Here is a 19,209-nt window from a genome sequence, read left to right on the forward strand (position 1 = left end):
CGGCCTTCGCCGGGACGACGCTAACCAAGGAATAAGAGATGTCCAATTTCATCGTCAAGAAAGTCGCCGTGCTGGGCGCCGGCGTGATGGGAGCGCAGATCGCTGCGCACTGCGTGAACGCCAAGGTGCCGGTCGTGCTGTTCGACCTGCCTGCCAAGGAAGGCAACAAGAACGGCATCGTCCTGCGCGCCATCGAGAACCTCAAGAAGCTGTCGCCGGCCCCGCTGGGCAACAAGGACGACGCATCGCTGATCGAAGTGGCCAACTACGAGGACAACCTCGAGGTGCTGGCCGGCTGCGACCTGATCATCGAAGCCATCGCCGAGCGCATGGACTGGAAGCACGACCTGTACAAGAAGGTCGCTCCGCACATCGGCGCCAACGCCATCTTCGCGTCCAACACCTCGGGCCTGTCGATCAACAAGCTGGCCGAAGGCTTCGACGACGAACTGAAGGCGCGCTTCTGCGGCGTGCACTTCTTCAACCCGCCGCGCTACATGCATCTGGTCGAACTGATCCCGACCACCGCCACCCGTCCGGAAATCCTCGACCAGCTCGAGACCTTCCTGACCTCGACCCTGGGCAAGGGCGTGGTGCGTGCGAAAGACACCCCGAACTTCATCGCCAACCGCGTCGGTATCTTCGGCATGCTGGCCACTATCCACGAAGCCGAAAAGTTCGGCCTGAGCGTGGACGTGGTCGACGACCTGACCGGCGCCAAGCTGGGCCGCGCCAAGTCGGGCACCTTCCGCACCGCCGACGTCGTGGGCCTGGACACCATGGGCCACGTGATCAAGACCATGCAGGACACCCTGCAGGACGATCCGTTCTTCAGTCTGTACAAGACCCCGGACGTGCTGGCCAAGCTGATCGAGAAGGGCGCGCTGGGCCAGAAGGCCGGCGGCGGCTTCTACAAGAAGGTCGGCAAGGAGATCCAGCGCCTCGACTTCGCCACCGGCGAGTACGTCCCGAGCGGCGCCAAGGCCGCCGACATCGTCGGTCGCATCCTGAAAGAAAAGGACCCGGTCAAGAAGTTCAAGGCCATGCGCGAATCGACCAATCCGCAGGCGCAGTTCCTGTGGGCGATCTTCCGCGACGCCTTCCACTACATCGCCTTCCACCTCGACACCATCGCCGACAACGCCCGCGACGTCGACTTCGCGATGCGCTGGGGCTTCGGCTGGAGCGTCGGCCCGTTCGAGACCTGGCAGGCCGCCGGCTGGACCCAGATCGCCCAGTGGGTGAAGGAAGACATCGATAGCGGCAAGGCGCTGTGCAATGCACCGCTGCCAGCCTGGGTGTTCGAAGGCCCGGTTGCAGAAAAGGGCGTGCACACCGCCGAAGGTTCGTACTCGGCATCTAAAAATGCTTACGTGCCGGTATCCGACCTGCCGGTCTACCAGCGCCAGCAGTTCCGCGCACCGGTGGTCGGCTCGACCACCGTCGATCCGAAGACTTTCGGCACCACCGTGTTCGAGGACGACTCGGTGCGCCTGTGGCACTCCGACGACGAAGTGCTGGTCATCTCGCTCAAGACCAAGATGCACGTCATCGGCGAAGGCGTGGTGAAGGGCCTGCAGCGCGGCATGGCCGAGGCTGAAAAAGGCTACAAGGGCCTGGTGATCTGGAATACCGATGCGGCCGAAGGCGGCGCGTTCTCGGCCGGCGCCGACCTGCAATCGGCCATGCCGGCCTTCATGATGGGCGGCGCCAAGGCGATGGAGCCGATGGTGCGCGACCTGCAGAACGTCTTCATGCAGATGAAGTACTCGAACATCCCGGTGGTGGCCGCTGTCGCTGGCCTGGCCCTGGGCGGCGGTTGCGAGATGATGCTGCACGCATCGAAGCGCGTGGCCTCGATCGAGTCCTACATCGGCCTGGTCGAAGTCGGCGTCGGCCTGGTGCCGGCCGGCGGCGGCCTGAAGGAAGCGGCAGTGCGCGCCTTCACCGAAGCCAAGGGCAACGACATCCTGCAATTCCTGAAGACCGGCTTCACCAACGCGGCCACCGCGCAGGTGTCGAAATCGGCCCTGGAAGCCAAGGCCATGGGCTACCTGAAGGAAGACGACGTCATCGTCTTCAACCCCTATGAACTGCTGCACGTGGCGAAGACCACCGCGCGCGCCATGTTCGACGCCGGCTACCGCGCCCCGGCGCGCCGCCCGATCACCGTCACCGGCCGCTACGGCTGGGCGACGATCCGCGGCCAGCTGGTCAACATGCGTGACGGCGGCTTCATCTCGGCCTACGACTTCAAGCTGGGCGACATGATCGCCGAGATCGTAACCGGCGGCGACGTTGACCAGGGCAGCGTGGTGTCCGAGCAGTGGCTGCTCGACATGGAGCGCAAGGCCTTCATCGAGCTGCTGGCCAACCCGAAAACCCAGGAACGCATCATGGGCATGATGCAAACCGGTAAGCCAGTGCGTAACTAAGTCGCTGACAAAGAACAGGACGACCAATCATGAGCAAACAACTTCAAGACGCATACATCGTCGCAGCGACCCGCACCCCGATCGGCAAGGCGCCACGCGGCATGTTCAACAAGACCCGCCCGGACGACCTGCTGGTGCACGCCATCCGCGGCGCCATGGCCGCCGTGCCGAACCTGGACCCGGACCTGATCGTCGACGCCATCGTCGGCTGCTCGTTCCCGGAAGCGGAGCAGGGCTTCAACGTGGCGCGTAATGCCGTGGTGCTGGCAGGCCTGCCGAACACCGTGGGCGGCGTGACCGTCAACCGCTACTGCGCTTCGGGCATCACCGCCCTGGCCATGGCGGCCGACCGCATCCGCGTGGGCGAAGCCGACGTGATGATCGCCGGCGGCGTCGAATCGATGTCGATGGTCCCGATGATGGGCCACCACCCCTCCATTAATATGGAGACGTTCAGGGACGAGAACGTGGGCCTGGCCTACGGCATGGGCCTGACCGCCGAGAAGGTGGCCGAGCAGTGGAAGGTGTCGCGCGAAGACCAGGACGCCTTCGGCCTGGAATCGCACCGCCGCGCCATCGCCGCCCAGCAGGCCGGCTTCTTCAAGGACGAGATCACTCCGGTCGAAATCGTCACCCGCACGCCGGACCTGAAGACCGGCGAGATCAAGGTCTCGCGCCGCACCGTCGACCTGGACGAAGGTCCGCGTGCCGACGCGTCGATGGAATCGATGGCCAAGCTCAAGCCGGTCTTCGCTGCCAAGGGCACCGTCACCGCTGCGACCTCGTCGCAGATGTCGGACGGCGCCGGTGCGCTGATCGTCGTCAGCGAGAAGATCCTGCGCGAGCACAACCTGACCCCGCTGGCCAAGTTCTCGTCGTTCGCCGTGCGCGGCGTGCCGCCGGAGATCATGGGCATCGGCCCGAAGGCCGCGATTCCGGTCGCCTGCGCCGCCGCCGGCATCACCCAGGACCAGCTGGACTGGATCGAGCTGAACGAAGCCTTCGCCGCACAGGCGCTGGCCGTGGCGCGCGACCTGGGCCTGGACATGTCGAAGGTCAACCCGATGGGCGGCGCGATCGCCCTGGGCCACCCGCTGGGCGCCACCGGCGCCATCCGCGCCGCGACCGTCGTGCACGCACTGCGCCGCAACAACCTGAAGTACGGCATGGTGACGATGTGCGTCGGCGCCGGCATGGGCGCAGCCGGGATCATCGAACGCGTTTAATCGAAAAAAGGGCGGCGCGGTAACGCGACCGCCACGTATCACCGCGTGGGCGGGAGGACCCGCCCACCCTACAAATGCGCAATTGCCGCGAATCGTAGGGTGGGCGGGTCCCCCGCCCACGCGTTCAACCAGCTTCAGAAAATACGGGAGACTCCAGCACCATGGACATGCTGATCAACAAGGCCAACGGCCTGCTGAGCATCGAATTCAACCGCCTGGCGCGCAAGAACGCGATCACCGGAGCGATGTACACCACCATGGCCGACGCCCTGCGCGACGCCGAACAGGATGCGGCCGTGCGCGTCGTCCTGATCGCAGGCAAGCCGGAGATTTTCACTGCCGGTAACGACCTCGACGACTTCCTGAACAACGTGGGCGCAGGCGCCATGACCGAAGACCGCCCGGTATTCCAGTTCATGCGCGCGCTCGAAGGCTGCACCAAGCCGGTCATCGCGGCCGTCGCCGGCGCCGCGGTCGGCATCGGCACCACCATGCTGATGCATTGCGACCTGGTCTACTGCGCCGACAACGCGAAGTTCTCGATGCCCTTCACCCAGCTCGGCCTGTGCCCGGAATTCGCGTCCTCGCTCCTGGTAACGCAGAGCGCCGGCTACACCCGCGCCGCCGAAAAGCTGATGCTGGGCGAAGCCTTCGGCGCCCAGGAAGCCTTCGAGATGGGCATCGTCGCGCGCGTGCTGCCGGCCGCCGAACTGCTGCCGTTCGCACAAGGCCAGGCCGCCAAGCTGGTCGCCTTGCCGGCGGCCTCGATCCGCGCCACCAAGGCCCTGATGCGCCGTTCGCGCGCCGCCCTGGTTGCCGAGACCATTGCGGTGGAAAACAAGCAGTTCAGCGCCATGCTGGTTGCGCCGGAAGCGAAGGAAGCCTTCACCGCGTTCTTCGAGAAGCGCAAGCCGGACTTCTCGAAGTTCGACTGATTCAGAAGTCGACACGGATGCCGACAGCAACGGCCTGACCGCCACTGATGCCGGCATCGAAGTCGTCCAGGCCCCCGCGGCGCGGGGTGAGGACGGCGGTCGAGCCTTCTTGGTAGTATTCGGCAAACACCTTCAGGGCATCCGAGACCTGGTGGTCGACGCCGAGATGGACGATGTTGTCGCCATAGTTTTCCACCCGCGCCAGCATCAGCTTGAACGTGGTCTTGCCCATCGCATAGCTGCCGAACAGGTTGAGGGCCTGGTTGCCATCGCTGGAAAAGCTGCCGCGCTGGCGGTTTCCCGTGTCGAAACGCTCGACCTTGGCGGCCAGGTAGAGATTGCCGGCCTGGTGGCTGGCGGACAGCCCGACGATCCGATTGCGTCCGTAACCGGCGTCGCCCCGGTCGTCCACGCCCGCGGCAAGGCGGGTATTACCGAACGTATAGGTGGCGGCGACTTGCCGGCGCGGCGCATCGATGCGCGAGGTCGAGCGCGCGTTTCCGCTGCTGCCGGTGTACCCTGCGCTGAACGAAAACCCTGAGAATTCCGGCGTCGAATACGCGAGGGTTTGCGCCACGCGAAAAACGGTATAAGTCGCGAAGCCGCTGTAATAGGTGCTGAACATGTCCACCGGCGCCGCGACCGCGTTGTAGTAGGGCATCCACTGCTGGCCGTAGGTGAGCGATCCGAAGCTGCCGCGCAATCCGAGATGGGCGAGCCGGATGCGCTCACCATGGGGACGCCCGGCATCGCCCTGGTCGTAGGGATCGCGCATCCTGAGGTTCGCCGAATCGACGGGGAGTTCCAGTTGCCCTGTCAGCGCCAGCGCGGCGTTCAGCGGGTAGTCGAGTTTGACGCCCACCCGCGAGTAGGCGTCCCGCACGCCGATATAACTGTCCAGGCGCTCGTCGCGATCCGGGCTGACCGCCTCGGCCTGGGTACGTAGCGAAGCATAGAAGTCGACAGCGGGAGTGTCCTGGGCAGCGGCATTGGTCGCGGACAGGCAGGCCGCCAGTCCACATGCCAGGCTTCCCGATACAAAAGCTGTGTTAAACATCATATTCTCCTAGGCTGCAACCAGGCGGGTCGGCATGCTCAGGACCTCGAGCATCAGTTCGCTGACGCCATCCCATACGATCTGCACCCCGAGGCAGAGCAGGATGAAGGCGGTCAGGCGCAGGAAGACGGCGGTGCCGGCTTCTCCGATCAGGCGCAGGAAGTGTTCTCCATAGCGGAAGGCGAGATACAGCAGCACGCCGATGAGCGCTAGTGCCAGCAAGGCTCCGCCCATGCGCGCCAGCGACAGCACCGGCTGGACATCGTGCAGGGAAACGCCCACGGTGATCGCGACCGAGATCGAGGCCGGACCGCAGCTGATCGGAAACGTCAGCGGATAAAAGGCCTGGCGGTACGCATGGTCGGGGGTATAGGCCTCGGCCAGGGCGGCGCGGCTGTCGGGCGTGGACGGCGTCGCCCCCAACAGGCGCCAGGCCACGGAGGCGAGCAGCAGGCCGCCGCCGATGCGGACGATGGACAGCGAGATGCCGAAGAAATCGAGCACATAGGAGCCGATCAGCATCGAGCCCGTTATCAGCCAGAACATGTTGCGCGCAATGCGGCGCGCCAGCAGGGTGCGGGTCGCGGCCGACGCGCCATCGGTCATGCTGAGGAAAATCGGTGCCGTTGCCGCCGGATTCAGGATCGGCAGCATGGTTGCCAGCACAAACAGGAAGCCTTTGGCTGCGGCCAGCAATAATTCAATCGTCATGACAATCTTTGCGGGTTAAGACACGCGCTGTATCGCAAGAGGGTCTGGAACGAGAGTATAGGGCGGGGGCGAAAATCCTGACGCCCGGCTGCGGCCTGCCGGGCCGGGCGGCGACGCGTTCCGGTCGAGCGTAGTACACTGGCAATGCTTTCCACCGCGCTGCCCGCCATGTCCACACCAACTTCGCAAGCTTCCGCCGCGCCACCTTCCGCGGTGATGCAGATCCTTTTTTCAGTCGCTTTCGTGCACCTGCTGAACGACTGCGTGCAGGCCGTCCTGCCCGCCATCTACCCGCTGCTCAAGGACGAATTCGCGCTCAGCTTCACCCAGATCGGCCTGATCACGCTGACCTTCCAGTGCACCGCCTCGATCCTGCAGCCCTGGATCGGCCTGACCACCGACCGGCGCCCGATCCCCTTCCTGCTGCCGGCCGGGATGTGCGTGACGCTGGGCGGCGTCGCCCTGCTGGCCAGTGCCGGCAGCTTCCCCATGCTGTTGCTGGCGGCCGGCCTGATCGGCATCGGTTCCTCGACCTTCCACCCGGAAGCCTCGCGCGTGGCGCGGCTGGCCTCGGGCGGGCGCTTCGGCTTCGCGCAGTCGCTGTTCCAGGTGGGCGGCAACCTCGGCTCGGCCTTCGGGCCGCTGCTGGCCGCCGCCATCATCGTGGGCCAGGGGCAGGGCCGGATCGCCTGGCTGATGCTGCTGGTGCTGCTGGCGGTCGCGGTGCTGCTGCGGGTGAGCCGCTGGTACGCGGGTCACCTGCGCAGCGTGACGAAGAAGATCGCGGTCCATGCCGGACCGGGTTTGTCGCGCGGGCGCGTCATTTGGGCATTGACCGTGCTGGCGCTGCTGGTGTTCTCGAAGTACATCTACATGGCCAGCCTGTCGAGCTACTACACCTTCTACCTGATCGAGCGCTTCCAGGTATCGGTGGAGGCGGCCCAGATGTACCTGTTCCTGTTCCTCGCGGCGGTGGCGGCCGGCACCTTCGCCGGCGGCCCGATCGGCGACCGGATCGGCCGCAAGCGCGTGATCTGGTTCTCGATCCTGGGCGCCGCGCCCTTCGCGCTGGCGCTGCCCTATGCGAACCTGGTCTGGACCGCCGTGCTGTCGGTCGTGATCGGGCTGGTGATGTCGTCGGCCTTCTCGGCCATCGTGGTGTTCGCGCAGGAGCTGGTGCCGGACAAGGTGGGCATGATCGCCGGGCTGTTCTTCGGCCTGATGTTCGGCATCAGCGGCATCGGCGCCGCCGTGATGGGCGCGGTCGCCGACAGCACCGGCATCGAGACCGTCTACCGGATCGCCTCGGTCCTGCCGCTGCTGGGCATCCTGGCCGTGTTCCTGCCGCGGATGGAGGCGCCGCGCGCACAAGTGCGCTAGCATGCATCTTGCCCCGAATGGGCGATGGAGGGGGAGATGCGTATTACTGCCATGGTCGACAATGCGCCTTCGGCGCACCGGGTCGACGTCGAGACCGATGGGCGGCGCCAATCGCTGGCGGTGCCGGCAAGGAGCGACGGCCCAGGTTCCGGCGTGAACGGCGGCGAGTTCCTGATGCTGGCGCTGGCCACCTGCTATTGCAACGACCTGTACCGCGAAGCGCGGCGGCTCGGCATCGCGCTCGAGGCGGTGCAGGTCGAGGCCAGCGCCGACTTTGCCGGCGTCGGACTGGCTGCCACCAATGTCCGCTACCACGCATCGGTGCGTTCTCCCGCGTCGGAAGCGGATATTGCCCGGCTGCTGGCGCAGACCGATGCGGTCGCCGAGGTGCACAATACCTTGAGGGCGGGCTGCGCGGTCGAGCTGCAGCCGGCCCGGTGATGCCAGTCCGCGGGCCCTACAGCGCCCCGATCATCGCCTTCAGCTGGGCCAGCCGCTCCGGCCGCACGCAGTAGCAGACGCGCTGCAGGTCGGACGAGCCCTCGATCAGTCCGGCATCCTTCAGGATCGAGACGTGCTTGGAGATGGTGGAGGCGGCGAGCGGCAGCACGTCGGCCAGGCTGCCGAAATAGCAGTCGCCGTGCTGGACGAGGTGGCGCAGCAGCAGCAAGCGCGCGGGATGGCCGATCGCCTTGCACAGCGCGGCAAGGTCGTCGACGTCGATGTCGGCGCGGGGCTCTGGGGTGGCAGCCGGGCCGCAGCAGGAACTGGTCATGGGTGCTTTCGATCTGGTGTGAAGCGCCGAGGATAGGAAGCCGCCGCATTCTCGTCAAGTTCCGGTCAAGCTCCCGCGGTTTCCGCCGCGCCCGGCGCTGCCGCCGGCTTGACCGCCGACAGGTAGAGCAGGAGCGAGGCCAGCGCGCAGCCGAACAGCACCAGCGGCAGCAGCATCGGTCCCCATGCGCCGGCGAGCAGCGCCGCCCCGGCCAGCGGACCCACCGCCTTCGACAGCAGCGAGGGCGCTGCCATGGCGCCGGTGATCGCGCCGTAGTTGCGCGGCCCGAACAGCGCGCGCGGCAGGGTGCCGCGGATGATGGTCAGCACGCCGTTGCTCATCCCGTACAGCATGCAGAACAGCGCCACCGCCCAGGCCCGGGTGCCCAGCAGCGCCAGCGCCAGCAGCCCGAAGGGCAGGGTGGCGAACACGAAGCGCCCCACCGCCTGCGGCGCCTTGTCGCGCGCCAGCGTGCGTTCGCCGATGCGGCCGGCCACCTGCATCGGCCCCACCAGCGCGGCCAGCAGCACGGCGGTGGCCGCGCTGTGGCCGAGCGACCGCAGCAGCGGAATCAGGTTGATCGCCAGCGCCGAAAAGATGAAGACATTGGCCGAGAAGGCCAGCGCCAGCTTCCAGAACGCCGGGTGGCGGATCGCCTCGGCCAGCGTGTGGCTGTCGCGCGGCGCGTTCACGCACACGGGCGCGCGCGCGGCGTCGCGTCCCAGCCAGAGATGCAGCGGCAGGCAGGCGGCCAGCTGCAGCGCCGCGTAGGCCAGGTAGGTGTCGCGCCAGCCGATGCGCGCCGCGACGAACTGGGTCAGCGGCCAGAAGATGGTGCTGGCGAAGCCGGCGAACAGCGTCAGGTTCGAGATCGCGCGCGGCGCGCCCAGCTCGATCTTGCGGTTGATGGTGGCGAAGGCCGCCTCGTACAGGGTCAGGGCCATCGCCAGCCCGATCAGGGTCCAGGCGCCGAAGTAGGAAGCCGGCGTGGCGCATTGCGACAGCCAGGCCAGGCCCAGCGCGCTGGCCAGCGAGCCGGCCGCCATGACCCCGCGTCCGCCGTGGCGGTCGACCAGCGCGCCGACCGGCGTCGCCGCCAGGCCCGCTACCAGCAGGCTCCAGGAAAACGCGGCGAAGGCGGTTTCGGCGGAGATGCCGAGCTCGCGGCCGATCGATGGGGCCAGGACGGCGAAGGCGTAGTACAGCGATCCCCACGATGCGATCTGCGTGAAGGCGAGGATGCCGACGGTCTTGCGGGCGGACGACAAGCTGTTTCTCCTGGAGCGATGGGCGAACGCTCAGCAACAGGCGGCGTCGGCAGCCTTCACTGTACAGCAGGCCGTGCTTTGCTGCTGGTAGGCCCGCCGGGTGTTGCAGACGCCGGTTTCCGGCAGGTCGAGCTGGACGTCGTCGGCGGCCGCAATGTCTCCCGCCAGGGCCGCCACCACCGAGCGCACCTGCTCGTAGCCGGTGGCCAGCAGGAAGTTCGGCGCGCGGCCGTAGCTCTTGGCGCCGACCGCGTAGTAGCCGGGCTCCGGATGGGCCAGCTCGCGATGGCCGTGCGGGCGCACGGTGCCACAGCTGTGCTCGTTGGGATCGATCAACGGCGCCAGCGCATCGGTGCTCTCCAGCCACGGGTCGTGGCGCGTGCGCAGCTCGCGCGTCAGCGACAGGTCGGGCCGGGCGCCGGTGGCGCACACGATCTCGTCAATCCCGTCGATGCGGTGGCCGACGGCATCGATCACGCTGATGCGCCCTTCGGTTTGCACCAGGCGCACGATGGGGAAGTCCTGGCGCATCTCGAGTTGCCCGGTGTCGCGCAGCGCCTGCAAGCGCTGCCCCAGCCGTCCGCGCGCCGGCAGGCCGTCGGCGGCGCCGCCGCCGAACACGCGCGCCAGCTGGCTGCCGCGCGTCGCCCACACCAGCTGGGTGGCGGGATGTTCAACGGCCAGTTGGGCCAGCGCCAGCAGGGTGCCGGCGGCGGAGTGGCCGGCGCCGACCACCAGCACACGCCGGCCGGCATAGCGGGCGCGCCTGCTGCCCAGCACGTCGGGCATGCCGTAGGCGATGCGCGCCGCCAGCGCGGCTTCGCCGAGCGCCGGGATGCCGCTCGCGCCGAGCGGATTGGGCTGCGACCAGGTGCCGGTGGCGTCGATCACGGCGCGCGCGGCGAACTCGCGCGGGCCGTCCGGCGTCTCGGCGCGGATCAGGAAGGGCGCTTCCGTGCGTCCGCGGGTCTTGACCTTGTCGGTGCCGGCGCGGGTGATCGCGGTCACGCGGTGGCGCAGTCGCAGCACGCCGGCAATGCCGGGCAGGGCGGCCAGCGGCGCCAGGTAGGCGTCGCGCAGCGCGCCGGCGGTCGGCAGGGCATCCGGGTCGGGCATGGTCCAGCCGGCGTCTTCGAGCAGGCGGCGCGCGGCCTTGTCGACGTTATAGCGCCAGGGCGAGAACAGCTGCACGTGGCGATAGCTGTCGAGGTTGGCGCCGACGGCGTCGCCGGCTTCCAGCAGCAGGGGCGTCATGCCGCGTGCGCGCAGGTGCGCGGCGGCGGCGAGTCCGACGGGGCCGGCGCCGAGCACGGCGACGGGAAGGGTGGCATCGATCTGGTGCATGGCAGCTCTCCTATTCGTTATTCGTTATTCGTCATTCGACGAAATAAGAATATGCCCTTTGTCATGAAGCTGTCAAATTATTTCGATAATATTCGAAGGGTCTACCAAACTTCGCTATAATTCGATAACCATGGAAACGATCAAGGAAACCCGCATGGATAACAAGGCCGCCATCGCCGCGCTGGCCGCGCTGGCCCAGGAATCGCGGCTGGCCACGTTCCGGCTGCTGGTGCAGGCCGGCCCCGCCGGCATGGCGGCCAGCAGGATCGCCGAGGCGCTCGGCATGCCGGCATCCTCGCTGTCCTTCCACCTGAAAGAACTGAGCCACGCGGGCCTGATCACGCCGCGCCAGGAAGGCCGCTTCATCATTTATGCGGCGCAGTTCGACACCATGAACGGCCTGCTCGCCTTCCTCACCGAGAACTGCTGCGGCGGCAACCCCTGCACGCCCGTGTGCGGCGCCGCCACCTGAAAGACCACATGAACGTCCTCTTCCTCTGTACCGGCAACTCCTGCCGCTCGCTCATCGCCGAAGCCGTCTTCAACCACCTCGCGCCACCCGGCTGGCAAGCGCTGAGCGCGGGCAGCCAGCCCACCGGGCGCCTGAATGCGCGCGCCCTGCAGCTGCTGGCGGACAAGGGCATCCCGACCGAAGGCTATTACAGCAAGTCGTGGGAAGCGCTGCCGCTCACGCCCGACATCGTCGTCACCGTCTGCGCCAGCGCGGCCGGCGAGACCTGTCCGGCCTATCTCGGGCAGGTAACGCGCACCCACTGGGGTGTCGAGGATCCCAGCCACGTCGAAGGCACGCTTGAAGAAATCGGCGCGGCCTTCGAGCGCGCCTACGCGATCCTGCGTGCGCGGATCGAAGCCTTCCTGGCGCTGCCGCTGGACATGCTCGCGCAGGACCGCGCCCGCCTCAAGGCGGAGCTGGACCGCATCGGCGCCCTGCTGCCGGCCTGACGCGGGGGACCGAGCTTGCTGCCCGCCTTCCTGATCTTCCTGGCCACCCTGATCCTCGTCATCTGGCAGCCGCGCGGCCTCGGCATCGGCTGGAGCGCGTCCGCCGGGGCGCTCGCCGCCCTGCTGGCCGGCGTGATCCAGCCGTCCGACATCCCGGTGGTCTGGAACATCGTCTGGAACGCCACCGGGGCCTTCGTGGCCGTGATCGTCATCAGCCTGCTGCTGGACAAGGCCGGTTTTTTCGAGTGGGCCGCCCTGCACGTGGCGCGCTGGGGCGCCGGCAATGGCCGGCGCCTGTTCATCCTGCTGGTGCTGCTGGGCGCGGCCGTCGCCGCGCTGTTCGCCAACGACGGCGCCGCGCTGATCCTGACGCCGATCGTGATCGCGATGCTGGTCGCCCTGCGCTTTTCCGCACGCGCCACGCTCGCCTTCGTGATGGCCGCGGGCTTCATCGCCGATACCGCCAGCCTGCCGCTGGTGGTGTCGAACCTCGTCAATATCGTCTCGGCCGACTACTTCGGCATCGGCTTCGCGCGCTATGCCGCGGTCATGGTGCCGGTCAACCTGGTGTCGGTGGCCGCCACGCTCGCCGCCCTGGTCTGGTTCTTCCGCAAGGACATCCCGGCCGATTACGACCTGGCCCAGCTCAGGCGCCCGTCGGAGGCCATCCACGACCGCGCCACCTTCGTTGCCGGCTGGTGGGTGCTCGCGATGCTGCTGGCCGGCTTCTTCTGGCTGGACGCCGCCGGCATCCCGATCAGCGCGGTGGCAGCGGTGGGCGCCGTGCTGCTGCTGGCGGTGGCCGCGCGCGGCCACCGGATCTCGACCCGCGAAGTGCTGCGCGGGGCGCCATGGCAGGTGGTCGTGTTCTCGCTGGGGATGTACCTGGTGGTCTATGGACTGCGCAATGCCGGCCTGACCGACTACCTCACGGCCTTGCTGGAGCGCTGCGCCGAGTATGGCGTGTGGGGCGCCGCCCTCGGCACCGGCTTCATCACGGCCATTCTGTCCTCCATCATGAACAACATGCCGACCGTGCTGGTGGGGGCGCTGGCGATCGATGCCACCGCGACCACCGGCGCCGTGCGCGAAGCCATGGTGTACGCCAACGTGATCGGCGCCGACCTGGGGCCGAAGATCACGCCGATCGGCAGCCTGGCCACCCTGTTGTGGCTGCACGTGCTGGCGGCGAAGAACATCCAGGTCTCGTGGGGGTACTATTTCCGGGTCGGCGTCGTACTGACGCTGCCGATCCTGCTGGTCACCCTGTGCGCGCTGGCCCTCCGACTTAGCTGAGAAAGATCATGGAACGCATACCGGAACTCCCGAACATCCACCCGGAACAGCTCGACATGCCGAGCATGGACAAGCTGGCCCCCGTCGGCGACATGAACCATCCGCCGCGCATCCTGATGCTGTACGGCTCGCTGCGCGAGCGCTCCTTCAGCCGCTTCCTGACGCATGAGGCGGCGCGCATCCTCGAGCACTTCGGCGCCGAGGTGAGGATCTTCGACCCCATGGAGCTGCCGATGGCCGGCAGCGTGCCGGAGACGCATCCGAAAGTGGTCGAGCTGCGTGAGCTGTCGCTGTGGTCGGAAGGGCAGGTGTGGTGCAGCCCCGAGCGTCACGGCGCAATCACGGCGGTGATGAAGAACCAGATCGACTGGATTCCGCTGGAGCAGGGGGCGTTGCGCCCGAGCCAGGGCCGCACCCTGGCGGTGATGCAGGTGTGCGGCGGCTCGCAGTCCTTCAACGTGGTGAACACGATGCGGCTGCTGGGGCGCTGGATGCGTATGTTCACGATCCCGAACCAGTCCTCGGTGCCGATGGCCTATAAAGAGTTCGACGAGGCGGGGCGCATGCGTCCTTCGGCCTATTACGACCGCGTGGTGGACGTGATGGAAGAGCTCTTCAAGATCACCCTGCTGATGCGCGGGCGCACCGACTACCTCACCGACCGGTATAGTGAGCGCAGCGAGCGCGCTGTCCGTCGCATCGACGCGCAGATCGCGAAGCTATAGGAAAGGCGATGACACCGCAGCGCGTACGACTGAGCAGGAAGAAGGGCTGGAAGCTGCCGCCCGACACGGTGTCGGTGGCGCGTCCCGGGCGCTGGGGCAATCCGTTCTCGGTGATGCCGGATGCCGTGCCGGGCACGCCGGTGGGCACGCGCGGTGGCAAGCAATACACGGCCATGCCGAGCGTGGCCGAAGCGGTGGCCGCCTACCGGCGCTGGATCGAAGAGAGTCCGGAGGGACAACAGCTGGCCGCGCGGGCGCGCGCGGCGCTGCGCGGCAAGAACCTGGCCTGCTGGTGCCCGCTCGACGGGCCTTGCCATGCCGAAGTCTTGTTGGACATCGCCAACCGCTGAGCGGCTTACTTGGCCGCCACCACGCTGCCGATGCCCGACACCGACTTGTTCACCACGCGCGGGTTGCCGTAGTAGGTGAGGTTGCCCATGCCGCGCACGTTGGCATTGAGCTTGTCCCTGGCATGGATGTGCACCGAACCGATGCCTTCGAAGCTCACGTTGGCTTCCTGCGCCAGCAGGGCCTTGGTGTCGACCTCGCCCACGCCCTGGGCGCGCAGGCGCAGTTCGCGCACTTCGCCGTCGATGGCCAGGCGCCCGGCGCCGCGGTAATTGACATCCAGGCGCTCGCCACGAATATTGTTCAGACGCATCACGCCGGCGCCTTCACCCTTGAAGGTCTGCAGCGAGGGCAGGGTCACGACCACGCGGTCGCTGCTTTCCAGGCTGTTGCGCGTGCTGTCCTTCATGTCCAGGCGCAGTTCGCCGTCCACCACTTCGCTGGTGACGCGCGCGATGAAGCGCGGGTCGCCCTGCACCTTGAGCGAAAACGACTTGCCGGCTTCCACCACCAGGCTGACCGGGCCGTGCACGGCGATGCCCTTGAACGGGGTAACACTACGTACTTGCTCATCAGCATGGGCCGTGACCGAAGCGAGGGACAGGACGGCGGCGAGGATCAGGCGTTGCATGTTGGTCTCCGGTTAAGTGGTATGAATCCATTGTAGGGAGACGCGAAGCGGCCGGGTGCCGTTTGCGACGAACTGCAAGAATGCGAGGCTGGACGGTTGCGAAACTGGAATGTACGTACTGCGCGCGCATGATGTCAATACGTCTATGTGCGCTGTTGCACATTCGTCCTGCCAGATCATGAAAAATAGGTGCGCACGATTGATTCCGTGGCAATATTGTCGAGGAGTTAAGGCTATAATTTTCTTCGTCCACTTGCGTAGCCGATACCATGCACATCTCCACTGTTACCCTACCTGAAATGAAGCTCGCCGGGCTGCCGCTTGCAGGTCCGCTCTCAGATCTGGAAGCGGATATGCCGGACATCTGGAGCACCTTCCTGGAGCGCGAAAGCGAACTGGGCGAAACCAATGGGCTGCGCTACGGCGTGAGCCTGCAAGACAAGCAGGGCGTGCGCATCGAATGCATCGCCGCCGAAGTCGACGACCTCAATGCGCTGCCGCCGGGCATGATCGGGATCCGCATCCCGGAGCGCCGCTATGCGATGCTGACGCACCGCGGGCCGGTGACGCGCGTGCAGGCCACCTACCTGACCGGCCATGCCGCCATCGAGCAGCTGGGCATGGTGCAGGACGAGGAAGGCTGGCGCATCGAGCGCTACGACCGCCGCTATACCCCGACGCTCCACGACGGCAACCGTCCGGACAACGCCTACGACATCCTGATTCCGCTGCTGTGACGGGTTTGCCCTGCGCGTGCGCGGCACGTTCGCAGGGCAAGAAATTGGTGCCGGTATATTTCCCGACCGCCGGCGCCGGTAGGGCGGCCTGCGCCGCCAGCTTCCCTTCCCAAGGACAAGCGTATTCTGCCTACCGATTGTGACAGGCGTTTGACGCGTTTCGACGCGCGCACGGCGATGCGGCCACTGCTCGACGTGAAAATTTCAGTAAGGCTACCGCGCGCTGTTCCACAAGTCGCACAGCTACACTCGAAACGCTCGACATCGCCCGATGTCAAACCGACAGGTGAGGCCGCATGGCCGAGCCCGGCGCGGCAGCCCCAACCACCATTCATAATCAGGAGATCCATCATGCAGAAGAAACAGGCCCTCAAGCAGTTGCTCGCAGTTGGCGTCGTGGCCGCCATGTTCAGCGCCGCCGGCGTGCAGGCCCAGACCACTGGCCAGAGCGCCCAGTCGATGAGCAACCAGAGCGCGACCGGCAACCCGAACCTGACCGGCAAGACCGCCGCCGACGGCACCGTCAACAACACCAGCAGCCAGGGCACGGAAGACCGCAGCGCGCAGACCGGCGCCCAGGGCAGCTCCGGCAGCCAGGGCAGCACCCGCGCCGAGGGCGCCAAGTCGCATACTTCGGATTCGATGCAGTCCACTTCGGGCGCCTCGGGCGCCGCCGGCGCCACCGCGTCCGGCGCGGCCAAGCTGAGCGCCGCCGACAAGAAGGCGATGTCGGACATGGCCATCGCCAACATGGCTGAAATCGAAACCGGCAAGCTGGCACTGAGCAAGAGCCAGAATGCCGAAGTGAAGACCTTCGCCCAGCAGATGATCGACGACCACGGCAAGGTCCTGTCCGAACTGCAGACCCTGGCCCAGACCAAGGGCGTGACCCTGCCGACCGAACTCGACGCCAAGCACAAGGCGATGGCCGCCAAGCTGGAAAAACTCAGCGGAGATGCCTTCGACAAGCAGTACATGCAGATGGCCGGCCTGAAAGACCACAAGGATACCCACGCCAAGCTGCAGAAGATCAGCAAGAGCGCCAAGGATCCCGACGTGAAGGCCGCCGCCGAAAAGACCATCCCGACGGTCGAGCAGCACCTGAAGGCCGCCCAGCAGATGTCGTCGGCCAAGTCCGGCACGACCTCGGGCAAGTAAGCAGCAGGCACGCGGGCTGCCGGCCGGGCAGCCGCGCTTTACCCGCCGGCGGCCGTGCATGCGCCCGCCGGCCCACACGCAAGTGTCAAGGAGAATCCCATGCAGAAAACACTGCGTATCCACCGTGTACTGGCGCTGTCGATCGCGGGCGCCCTGTTCGCCGCCGGCGCAAGCCAGGCCCAGGCCCAGGCGGTCACCCCAGCGACGGCGCCGGCCGCCGCCGCTGCTCCCGCAGGCAACGCCAGCAAACTGGACCGTTCAGACCGCAAGGTCCTCGAAATGATGGCCGAGGCTAATATCGCCGAGATCAACGCCGGCAAGCTGGCCTTGTCGAAGGCCAGCAATCCCGAGGTCAAGGCCTATGCCCAGCGCATGGTCGACGAACACACCAAATTCCTGGCCGAAGTGCAGGCAATGGCCCAGGCCAAGGGCGTCGAACTGCCGACAGAGTCGAACGTGAAGCACAAGGCCAAGGAAGCCATGCTCAAGGCGCTGAGCGGCGACATCTTCGACCGCACCTACGTGAAACAGTCGGGCCGGCGCGACCACCGCGTCACGCACGAGAAGCTGCGCGAGGACATCGACAAGATCAAGGATGCGGATATCAAGGCCCTGGCCATGAAGATGCGCCCGATCGTCGAGCAGCACCTGATGGCGGCGGACGAAATCATCGCCCGCACGGCGCGCAACGCCACCGGCACGGCCGGCACGCCGGGCAACGACACCACCACCATCACTGGCAAGGAACCGATCCCGAACAAGAAGTAGTTCGCCGTACCGATCCTGCGCGGCATTCCGCATCAGCGTTGCGTGATCTGGTCCACCGGACCAGATCACCCTTTCCATTTCCCGTCGATGCGCCCGATGTCGATCTCGATCCCGACGATCGCCTTGAGCATCCCGTCGATATAGGCGGGCGGCGCTTCCGCCACCGACCACGGATGCGCCTGGCCGGCTTCATGGTGGCGCGTCTGCCCGTGCAGGAAGTCCAGCAGCCATCCCGGGTCCTCGATCGCGCGCAGGCGCCCGTGCACGTGCACCACGTGGTAGTCCCAGGTCGGCACCACCTTGCCGCCGCTGGCGGCTTTTTCCCGCGGGTCCGGCGGCACGTAGGCGGCGGGGCCGCGGAACACGGCCAGCACCTGCTGGCCGGCGCGGCGCCACACCGGGTTGGCGCGGGCCACGTGGGCGCGCAGCAGGCCCAGGCCTGCCGCGCCGCCTTCGACGAACTCGAAGGGCAGGTGGTCGGCATCCGGCGCCTCGCCATCCCGGGTGACGAGCATGCCCAGGGCATGCTCCCTGATGAGCGAGCGCATGGCCCGCGGGTCTTGCTGGCGGTGGCGCGTCGGCAGGTACATCAGCCGCCCTCCATGACCACGACCTCGGTCTTGAGCGAGTTCGCGATATAGCAGCGCGCATGGGCCGCATGGTGCAGGGCCGCCAGCTCCGGCCCGGATGGCCGGCGCGCGCCGGCAAACGCGATGAGGGGGCGCAGTTCGATGCGCGTCATCGCCATGCGGCCCGCTTCGCCGGCGCCGAGATAACCCACGGCCCGGTCCAGATAGCTGTCCACCGTGAAGCCCTGCTCCCTCGCCAGGGACAGGAAGAACAGCATGTGGCAGCTCGAGGCGGCGGCCACCAGCGCTTCCTCGGGATCGAGCGCCGCCGGGTCCGACATCGGCAGGGGCACCGACAGGGGCGAGGACGAGGCCCGCAGCCGCAGGCCGCCGTCGAACTGCCAGTCATGGGCGCGGCTGTAGCGCCCGTCCAGGAAAGCCTGGCCGGCGCGCTGCCAGCTGACTTGTGCTTCGAACGCTTTCATTTGTCCTCCGTGACGGCCAAGCCTCATCTTACGAGGCCACGTGGCTTGCCCAAAGTACCAATCCGCGCGAAGATGGGCGTACCAATGCCATGCACATCGACGACCTGATCGCCGCCGCGCCGCTCGAGCGCGCCACCACGACTCCCCTGTTCCGCCAGCTCTATGCGCGGCTGAAGGACGCCATCCTGCACGGACGCCTGGCGCCCGGCACGCGCCTGCCGGCCACGCGCACGCTGGCGCGGCAATTGCAGGTGTCGCGCCAGACCGTATTGGCCGCCTACGAGCAGTTGACGGCCGAGGGCTACCTGCGCGGCGGGGTGGGGCAGGGCAGCTTCGTGGACGCCAGCCTGCCGGCCGTGCGCCCGGGGCCGGGCCGCGCCGGCGCCGCGCCCGGCGCG

At 67.1% G+C, this 19,209-nt stretch carries 22 protein-coding genes; 14 read left to right on the forward strand and 8 right to left on the reverse strand.

Annotation, left to right across the window (positions count from 1 at the left end; genetic code table 11):
- Positions 1 to 38 precede the first annotated feature (38 nt).
- The 3 genes from ACK4S9_RS19205 (at position 39) to ACK4S9_RS19215 (ending at position 4,596) form a co-directional block, all read left to right on the forward strand.
- Complete coding sequence (locus ACK4S9_RS19205; protein ID WP_409728942.1) at positions 39 to 2,435, forward strand: 3-hydroxyacyl-CoA dehydrogenase/enoyl-CoA hydratase family protein; 2,397 nt, start codon at positions 39 to 41, stop codon at positions 2,433 to 2,435.
- 29 nt (positions 2,436 to 2,464) lie between these two features.
- Positions 2,465 to 3,661, forward strand: coding sequence for an acetyl-CoA C-acyltransferase (locus ACK4S9_RS19210; RefSeq protein WP_409728944.1), 1,197 nt, complete (start codon positions 2,465 to 2,467; stop codon positions 3,659 to 3,661).
- A gap of 161 nt (positions 3,662 to 3,822) precedes the next feature.
- Complete coding sequence (locus tag ACK4S9_RS19215; protein ID WP_409728946.1) at positions 3,823 to 4,596, forward strand: enoyl-CoA hydratase; 774 nt, start codon at positions 3,823 to 3,825, stop codon at positions 4,594 to 4,596.
- Between the two features lies 1 nt (position 4,597).
- On the opposite strand, the gene ACK4S9_RS19220 is transcribed toward ACK4S9_RS19215, so the two are convergent.
- Both ACK4S9_RS19220 and ACK4S9_RS19225 read right to left on the reverse strand, forming a co-directional pair.
- Entirely contained in the window at positions 4,598 to 5,656 is a 1,059-nt protein-coding gene (locus ACK4S9_RS19220) for a porin (protein WP_409728948.1), read from the reverse strand.
- Between the two features lie 6 nt (positions 5,657 to 5,662).
- Entirely contained in the window at positions 5,663 to 6,364 is a 702-nt protein-coding gene (locus ACK4S9_RS19225; protein ID WP_409728949.1) for a MarC family protein, read from the reverse strand.
- 168 nt (positions 6,365 to 6,532) lie between these two features.
- On the opposite strand from ACK4S9_RS19225, the gene ACK4S9_RS19230 reads away from it, so the two are divergent.
- Both ACK4S9_RS19230 and ACK4S9_RS19235 read left to right on the forward strand, forming a co-directional pair.
- On the forward strand, positions 6,533 to 7,744 hold the full coding sequence (locus ACK4S9_RS19230) for an MFS transporter (RefSeq protein WP_409728951.1): 1,212 nt from the start codon (positions 6,533 to 6,535) through the stop codon (positions 7,742 to 7,744).
- A 36-nt stretch (positions 7,745 to 7,780) separates the two neighbouring features.
- Positions 7,781 to 8,185: an OsmC family protein gene (locus ACK4S9_RS19235; RefSeq protein WP_409728953.1), complete on the forward strand. Its 405-nt coding sequence runs from the start codon at positions 7,781 to 7,783 to the stop codon at positions 8,183 to 8,185.
- 16 nt (positions 8,186 to 8,201) lie between these two features.
- On the opposite strand, the gene ACK4S9_RS19240 is transcribed toward ACK4S9_RS19235, so the two are convergent.
- The 3 genes from ACK4S9_RS19240 to ACK4S9_RS19250 all read right to left on the reverse strand — a co-directional run bounded on the left by ACK4S9_RS19240 (position 8,202) and on the right by ACK4S9_RS19250 (position 11,131).
- Positions 8,202 to 8,519, reverse strand: coding sequence for an ArsR/SmtB family transcription factor (locus ACK4S9_RS19240; protein ID WP_409728955.1), 318 nt, complete (start codon positions 8,517 to 8,519; stop codon positions 8,202 to 8,204).
- Positions 8,520 to 8,584: 65 nt separating this feature from the next.
- Entirely contained in the window at positions 8,585 to 9,787 is a 1,203-nt protein-coding gene (locus ACK4S9_RS19245; RefSeq protein WP_409728956.1) for an MFS transporter, read from the reverse strand.
- 30 nt (positions 9,788 to 9,817) lie between these two features.
- A complete protein-coding gene (locus tag ACK4S9_RS19250; protein ID WP_409728958.1) occupies positions 9,818 to 11,131 on the reverse strand; it encodes an NAD(P)-binding protein in 1,314 nt (437 codons plus the stop codon).
- 154 nt (positions 11,132 to 11,285) lie between these two features.
- Here ACK4S9_RS19250 and ACK4S9_RS19255 point away from each other — a divergent pair, with 154 nt between their 5' ends.
- The 5 genes from ACK4S9_RS19255 to ACK4S9_RS19275 are packed head-to-tail and all read left to right on the forward strand — an operon-like array spanning position 11,286 to position 14,465.
- Complete coding sequence (locus ACK4S9_RS19255; RefSeq protein ID WP_409728981.1) at positions 11,286 to 11,603, forward strand: ArsR/SmtB family transcription factor; 318 nt, start codon at positions 11,286 to 11,288, stop codon at positions 11,601 to 11,603.
- An 8-nt stretch (positions 11,604 to 11,611) separates the two neighbouring features.
- Positions 11,612 to 12,094: an arsenate reductase ArsC gene (locus tag ACK4S9_RS19260; RefSeq protein ID WP_409728960.1), complete on the forward strand. Its 483-nt coding sequence runs from the start codon at positions 11,612 to 11,614 to the stop codon at positions 12,092 to 12,094.
- Positions 12,095 to 12,109: 15 nt separating this feature from the next.
- Entirely contained in the window at positions 12,110 to 13,390 is a 1,281-nt protein-coding gene (locus ACK4S9_RS19265; RefSeq protein WP_409728962.1) for an arsenic transporter, read from the forward strand.
- Between the two features lie 8 nt (positions 13,391 to 13,398).
- On the forward strand, positions 13,399 to 14,115 hold the full coding sequence (arsH, locus tag ACK4S9_RS19270) for an arsenical resistance protein ArsH (RefSeq protein WP_409728964.1): 717 nt from the start codon (positions 13,399 to 13,401) through the stop codon (positions 14,113 to 14,115).
- A gap of 8 nt (positions 14,116 to 14,123) precedes the next feature.
- Positions 14,124 to 14,465 (forward strand): DUF4326 domain-containing protein, encoded by a 342-nt coding sequence (locus tag ACK4S9_RS19275; protein WP_409728966.1) that lies wholly within the window; start codon positions 14,124 to 14,126, stop codon positions 14,463 to 14,465.
- Between the two features lie 5 nt (positions 14,466 to 14,470).
- Here ACK4S9_RS19275 and ACK4S9_RS19280 read toward each other — a convergent pair whose 3' ends face one another.
- The gene (locus ACK4S9_RS19280) at positions 14,471 to 15,094 is read right to left on the reverse strand and encodes a GIN domain-containing protein (RefSeq protein WP_409728968.1); all 624 of its coding nucleotides are present in this window, start codon (positions 15,092 to 15,094) and stop codon (positions 14,471 to 14,473) included.
- 269 nt (positions 15,095 to 15,363) lie between these two features.
- On the opposite strand from ACK4S9_RS19280, the gene ACK4S9_RS19285 reads away from it, so the two are divergent.
- From ACK4S9_RS19285 to ACK4S9_RS19295, 3 genes are all read left to right on the forward strand, one after another.
- Positions 15,364 to 15,831, forward strand: a complete 468-nt coding sequence (locus tag ACK4S9_RS19285; protein ID WP_409728970.1) for a GyrI-like domain-containing protein — start codon at positions 15,364 to 15,366, stop codon at positions 15,829 to 15,831.
- Positions 15,832 to 16,182: 351 nt separating this feature from the next.
- Positions 16,183 to 16,989: a DUF4142 domain-containing protein gene (locus ACK4S9_RS19290; RefSeq protein ID WP_409728972.1), complete on the forward strand. Its 807-nt coding sequence runs from the start codon at positions 16,183 to 16,185 to the stop codon at positions 16,987 to 16,989.
- A 99-nt stretch (positions 16,990 to 17,088) separates the two neighbouring features.
- The gene (locus ACK4S9_RS19295) at positions 17,089 to 17,757 is read left to right on the forward strand and encodes a DUF4142 domain-containing protein (RefSeq protein ID WP_409728974.1); all 669 of its coding nucleotides are present in this window, start codon (positions 17,089 to 17,091) and stop codon (positions 17,755 to 17,757) included.
- A gap of 65 nt (positions 17,758 to 17,822) precedes the next feature.
- Here the strand turns inward: ACK4S9_RS19295 and ACK4S9_RS19300 are convergent, their stop codons facing one another.
- The gene (locus tag ACK4S9_RS19300) at positions 17,823 to 18,347 is read right to left on the reverse strand and encodes an FMN-binding negative transcriptional regulator (RefSeq protein ID WP_409728976.1); all 525 of its coding nucleotides are present in this window, start codon (positions 18,345 to 18,347) and stop codon (positions 17,823 to 17,825) included.
- A complete protein-coding gene (locus tag ACK4S9_RS19305) occupies positions 18,347 to 18,811 on the reverse strand; it encodes an OsmC family protein (protein ID WP_409728977.1) in 465 nt (154 codons plus the stop codon). The genes ACK4S9_RS19300 and ACK4S9_RS19305 overlap by 1 nt, the downstream gene beginning before the upstream one ends.
- A gap of 89 nt (positions 18,812 to 18,900) precedes the next feature.
- Here ACK4S9_RS19305 and ACK4S9_RS19310 point away from each other — a divergent pair.
- A partial coding sequence (locus ACK4S9_RS19310; protein ID WP_409728979.1) for a GntR family transcriptional regulator occupies positions 18,901 to 19,209 on the forward strand: 309 nt, incomplete at its 3' end.

The sequence above is a fragment of the Massilia sp. genome, from assembly GCF_046293535.1.
Lineage (GTDB): Bacteria > Pseudomonadota > Gammaproteobacteria > Burkholderiales > Burkholderiaceae_D > Telluria.

Excerpts from the sequence above, each read along its gene's own strand:
- ACK4S9_RS19215 (WP_409728946.1), top strand. The coding sequence starts at position 3,823 with ATGGACATGCTGATCAACAAGGCCAACGGCCTGCTGAGCATCGAATTC.
- ACK4S9_RS19230 (WP_409728951.1), top strand. The coding sequence starts at position 6,533 with ATGTCCACACCAACTTCGCAAGCTTCCGCCGCGCCACCTTCCGCGGTG.
- ACK4S9_RS19295 (WP_409728974.1), top strand. The coding sequence starts at position 17,089 with ATGCAGAAAACACTGCGTATCCACCGTGTACTGGCGCTGTCGATCGCG.
- ACK4S9_RS19255 (WP_409728981.1), top strand. The coding sequence starts at position 11,286 with ATGGATAACAAGGCCGCCATCGCCGCGCTGGCCGCGCTGGCCCAGGAA.
- ACK4S9_RS19220 (WP_409728948.1), bottom strand. The coding sequence starts at position 5,656 with ATGATGTTTAACACAGCTTTTGTATCGGGAAGCCTGGCATGTGGACTG.
- ACK4S9_RS19260 (WP_409728960.1), top strand. The coding sequence starts at position 11,612 with ATGAACGTCCTCTTCCTCTGTACCGGCAACTCCTGCCGCTCGCTCATC.
- ACK4S9_RS19250 (WP_409728958.1), bottom strand. The coding sequence starts at position 11,131 with ATGCACCAGATCGATGCCACCCTTCCCGTCGCCGTGCTCGGCGCCGGC.
- ACK4S9_RS19290 (WP_409728972.1), top strand. The coding sequence starts at position 16,183 with ATGCAGAAGAAACAGGCCCTCAAGCAGTTGCTCGCAGTTGGCGTCGTG.
- ACK4S9_RS19235 (WP_409728953.1), top strand. The coding sequence starts at position 7,781 with ATGCGTATTACTGCCATGGTCGACAATGCGCCTTCGGCGCACCGGGTC.
- ACK4S9_RS19225 (WP_409728949.1), bottom strand. The coding sequence starts at position 6,364 with ATGACGATTGAATTATTGCTGGCCGCAGCCAAAGGCTTCCTGTTTGTG.
- ACK4S9_RS19210 (WP_409728944.1), top strand. The coding sequence starts at position 2,465 with ATGAGCAAACAACTTCAAGACGCATACATCGTCGCAGCGACCCGCACC.
- ACK4S9_RS19240 (WP_409728955.1), bottom strand. The coding sequence starts at position 8,519 with ATGACCAGTTCCTGCTGCGGCCCGGCTGCCACCCCAGAGCCCCGCGCC.
- ACK4S9_RS19300 (WP_409728976.1), bottom strand. The coding sequence starts at position 18,347 with ATGTACCTGCCGACGCGCCACCGCCAGCAAGACCCGCGGGCCATGCGC.
- ACK4S9_RS19305 (WP_409728977.1), bottom strand. The coding sequence starts at position 18,811 with ATGAAAGCGTTCGAAGCACAAGTCAGCTGGCAGCGCGCCGGCCAGGCT.
- ACK4S9_RS19205 (WP_409728942.1), top strand. The coding sequence starts at position 39 with ATGTCCAATTTCATCGTCAAGAAAGTCGCCGTGCTGGGCGCCGGCGTG.
- arsH (WP_409728964.1), top strand. The coding sequence starts at position 13,399 with ATGGAACGCATACCGGAACTCCCGAACATCCACCCGGAACAGCTCGAC.
- ACK4S9_RS19285 (WP_409728970.1), top strand. The coding sequence starts at position 15,364 with ATGCACATCTCCACTGTTACCCTACCTGAAATGAAGCTCGCCGGGCTG.
- ACK4S9_RS19275 (WP_409728966.1), top strand. The coding sequence starts at position 14,124 with ATGACACCGCAGCGCGTACGACTGAGCAGGAAGAAGGGCTGGAAGCTG.
- ACK4S9_RS19280 (WP_409728968.1), bottom strand. The coding sequence starts at position 15,094 with ATGCAACGCCTGATCCTCGCCGCCGTCCTGTCCCTCGCTTCGGTCACG.